Annotated in this window: 3 protein-coding genes; all 3 read left to right on the plus strand. The window is 69.3% G+C overall.

The window, feature by feature from the left end:
• Positions 1-181 precede the first annotated feature (181 nt).
• Positions 182-970 carry an urea amidolyase associated protein UAAP1 gene (locus tag PHI64_RS23430; RefSeq protein ID WP_299888815.1) on the plus strand — a complete coding sequence of 263 codons (789 nt, stop codon included), beginning with the start codon at positions 182-184 and terminating at the stop codon, positions 968-970.
• Between the two features lie 10 nt (positions 971-980).
• Positions 981-1,634, plus strand: a complete 654-nt coding sequence (locus PHI64_RS23435) for an urea amidolyase associated protein UAAP2 (RefSeq protein WP_299888818.1) — start codon at positions 981-983, stop codon at positions 1,632-1,634.
• A gap of 103 nt (positions 1,635-1,737) precedes the next feature.
• Positions 1,738-3,582, plus strand: a 1,845-nt coding sequence (locus PHI64_RS23440; protein ID WP_299888820.1) for a biotin carboxylase N-terminal domain-containing protein, incomplete at its 3' end; no start/stop codon positions are given.

The raw sequence follows: 3,582 nt of genomic DNA on the forward strand, positions 1-3,582 counted from the left end.
CGACACCCTCTACGACGTGCCCCTGCCCGCCGAGCGCCACCAGGACATGAAGCTTGAGCCCGCCTTCCTCGCCCTCAAGCGCGAGATCCTGGAACGCATCCGCGAGACCTCCGGCATGAAGACCGACCTGGAGCAGCTGGCGCGCCTCTCCGCCGCTGCTGCCGACCTGGAGACCTGAACCATGAATCCCCTGCTCACCCCCACCCCCGAGGTGGACATCGACACCCGCTGGCAGCAGATCGCCCCCGACCTGGCCGCCGAGAAGGTGTTGTTCTCCGACGTGATCCCCGGCGGCTGCCACTGGTCATGGATGCTGCCCCGGGGCACCACCCTGCGCCTGGTCGCCCAGGACGCCGGCGCCAACCTGTCGGTGGTGCTCTACAACGCCCGCCAGAAGCTTGAGCGCTACAACATGCCCGACTCCCTGAAGGCCCAGCACACCGCCCACTACAGCCGTGGCCATGTGCTGATGAGCGACATGGGCTGCGCCATGGCCTCCATCACCGCCGATAGCCTGGGCTGGCATGACCCCCTGGGCCTGCTCCTCGACGCCCCGCGCATGCACGCCAAGTATGGCGAGCATGGCTACCAGCAGTACCGCAACGGCATGTACCGCTCGGGCCGCGACGGCCTGCTCATCGAGATCGGCAAGTACGGCCTGACCCGCCGCGATCTGGTGGCGCCGGTGAACTTCTTCAGCAAGGTCAGCGTGGATGCAGAAGGCCGCTTCGCCTTTCACCCCCACCACGCCCGCGCCGGCGACCACGTGGACCTGCGCCTGGACATGGACGTGATCGTCGCCGTGTCGGCCGCGCCCCACCCCCTCGACCCGCGCCAGGACTACGCCCCCGCCGCCGTGGGCCTCACCGCGTGGCGCTCCGGCGCGGCCCGGCAGGACGACTTCTGCCGCAGCTTCCGCCCGGAATGCGCCCGCGCCCTGCACAACACCGACATGCAATACCTGGCCTGAGGAGACGCCCATGAACGCCACCGCCATCCGCATCCGGGAAAGCGCCCTCGACCCGGCCGACGCCTTGCACAGCGCCACCCTGCCCGCCGGCGAGCCCTGGCTGCACGAAGTGAAACAAGGCCAGACCCTGCGTATCGTCGACCTAGAAGGCAACCAGGCCGCCGACATCATCTTCTACAACCGCCACGACACCGACGAGCACTACAGCGTCACCGACACCATCCTGCACCAGGAGGGCATCTACCTGACCACCGGTTCGGTGCTGATGAGCAGCGAAGGCCGGCCGATGCTGACCATCGTCGCCGACACCTGCGGCCGCCACGACACTCTCGGGGGCGCCTGCGCCGCCGAGAGCAACACCGTGCGCTACGCCCTGCACAAGAAGTACATGCACAGCTGCCGCGACAACTACCTGCTGGCCATCCAGCACTCGGACTCGGGGCTCACCAAGGCCGATCTGGTGCCCAACGTCAATTTCTTCATGAACGTGCCGGTGACCGACGACGGCCAGCTCAAGTTCGATGACGGCGTCTCCGGACCCGGCAAATACGTGGAGCTGCGCGCCGAGATGGACCTGTGGGTGCTGGTCTCCAACTGCCCCCAGCTCAACAACCCCTGCAACGCCTACAACCCGACGCCGGTGCAGTTCCTCATCTGGGGCTGATCCGACACCGCACGCTTCCGGCCCTCGCCGGCCCCCGGGACGACCCGGGCGGACAGGAAAGACCAGGCGGGACGACCCGCCGCCCTTTTCGCGAGACACCACCATGTTCAGCAAAGTCCTCATCGCCAACCGGGGCGCCATCGCCTGCCGGGTGATCCGCACGCTGAAGAAGCTCGGCATCGCCTCCGTCGCCGTGTACTCCGAGGCCGACGCCAACTCCCTGCACGTCAGCCTGGCCGACGAGGCCGTGTACATCGGCCCGGCCCCCGCCGCCGAGAGCTACCTCAAGGCCGACACCATCCTCGAAGCCGCGCGCGCCACTGGCGCCCAGGGCATCCACCCGGGCTACGGCTTCCTCTCCGAAAACCCCGACTTCTCCGACGCCTGCGAGGCTGCCGGCATCGCCTTCATCGGCCCCACCCGCACCCAGATGCTGGCCTTCGGCCTCAAGCACACCGCCCGCGAGCTGGCCGAGCAGGCCGGCGTGCCGCTGCTGCCCGGCAGCGGCCTGCTCGATGACGTGACCCACGCCCGCCTTGAGGCCGCCCACATCGGCTACCCGGTGATGCTCAAGAGCACCGCTGGCGGCGGTGGCATCGGCATGCGCCTGATCGGCTCCGAGGCCGAGCTGGAAGACGCCTACGCCTCGGTGGACCGCCTGGCCCGGGCCAACTTCAAGGAGGCGGGCATCTACCTGGAAAAGTACGTCACCGCCGCCCGCCACATCGAGGTGCAGGTGTTTGGCGACGGCCAGGGCCGCGTGCTGGCCCTGGGCGAGCGCGACTGCTCGGTGCAGCGCCGCAACCAGAAGGTCATCGAGGAAACCCCGGCCCCTGGCCTGACGGCCGAACAGCGCACCAGTCTGGCGGCCACCGCCGTGCGCCTGATGGAATCCATCGCCTACCGCTCCGCCGGCACGGTGGAGTTCGTGATGGACGCCGACAGCGGCGCCTTCTACTTTCTCGAAGTGAATACCCGCCTGCAGGTGGAGCACGGCGTTACCGAGGAAGTCACCGGCACCGACCTGGTGGAATGGATGGTGCTGCTCGCCTCCGGCGATCTGAGCCTGCCCGCCGCCGCGCCGCAGCCCCGGGGCGCCTCCATCCAGGTGCGCCTCTACGCCGAAGACCCGGCCAAGAACTTCCAGCCCTCGTCCGGCCTGCTCACCGAAGTGCGCTTTCCGCCCGGTGTGCGGGTCGAGACCGCCGTCACCACCGGCTCCGAAGTGCCGCCCTACTACGACCCCATGGTGGCCAAGCTCATCGTGCACGCGGAAACCCGCGAGGCCGCCACCGAAAAACTCATCGCTGCCCTGGACGCCACCCGCGTGTATGGCATCGAGACCAACCGGGCCTACCTGCGCCAGATTCTCGACGGCGAGGTGTTCCGCGCCGGCCGCCAGACCACCCGCTACCTCAACAGCTTCGACTACCGCCCCGGCACCTTCGACGTGCTGGAAGCCGGCGTGCAGACCTCGGTACAGGACTGGCCGGGCCGGGTGGGCTACTGGGACGTGGGCGTGCCCCCCTCCGGCCCCATGGACGACCTGGCCCTGCGCGCCGCCAACCGCCTGGTGGGCAACCCCGAAGGCGCCGCCGGCCTGGAATGCACCATGACCGGCCCGACCCTGCGCTTCAACTGCGATACGGTGATCGCCCTCACCGGCGCCCCCACCGCCGCCACCCTGGACGACCAACCCATGGCCTTCTGGCAGGCCCATGCGGTCAAGGCCGGCGCCGTGCTGAAGATCGGCGCGGTGAAGGACGCCGGCTGCCGCAGCTACCTGGCCGTGGCCGGCGGCATCGACGTGCCCGACTACCTGGGCAGCAAATCCACCTTCACCCTGGGCCAGTTCGGCGGCCATGCCGGCCGCTGCCTGCGCTTGGGCGACGTGCTGGCGATCCAGCCCACCACGGTCCTGCCCGCCCCCCTGGCGCTGCAGCCGCCC

This window comes from Zoogloea sp., from assembly GCF_028689785.1.
In the GTDB taxonomy this organism is placed as follows: Bacteria; Pseudomonadota; Gammaproteobacteria; order Burkholderiales; family Rhodocyclaceae; genus Zoogloea.

What these genes read in the sequence shown, in the direction of transcription:
- PHI64_RS23430 (WP_299888815.1), top strand. Translation starts at nt 182, where the DNA reads ATGAATCCCCTGCTCACCCCCACCCCCGAGGTGGACATCGACACCCGC.
- PHI64_RS23435 (WP_299888818.1), top strand. Translation starts at nt 981, where the DNA reads ATGAACGCCACCGCCATCCGCATCCGGGAAAGCGCCCTCGACCCGGCC.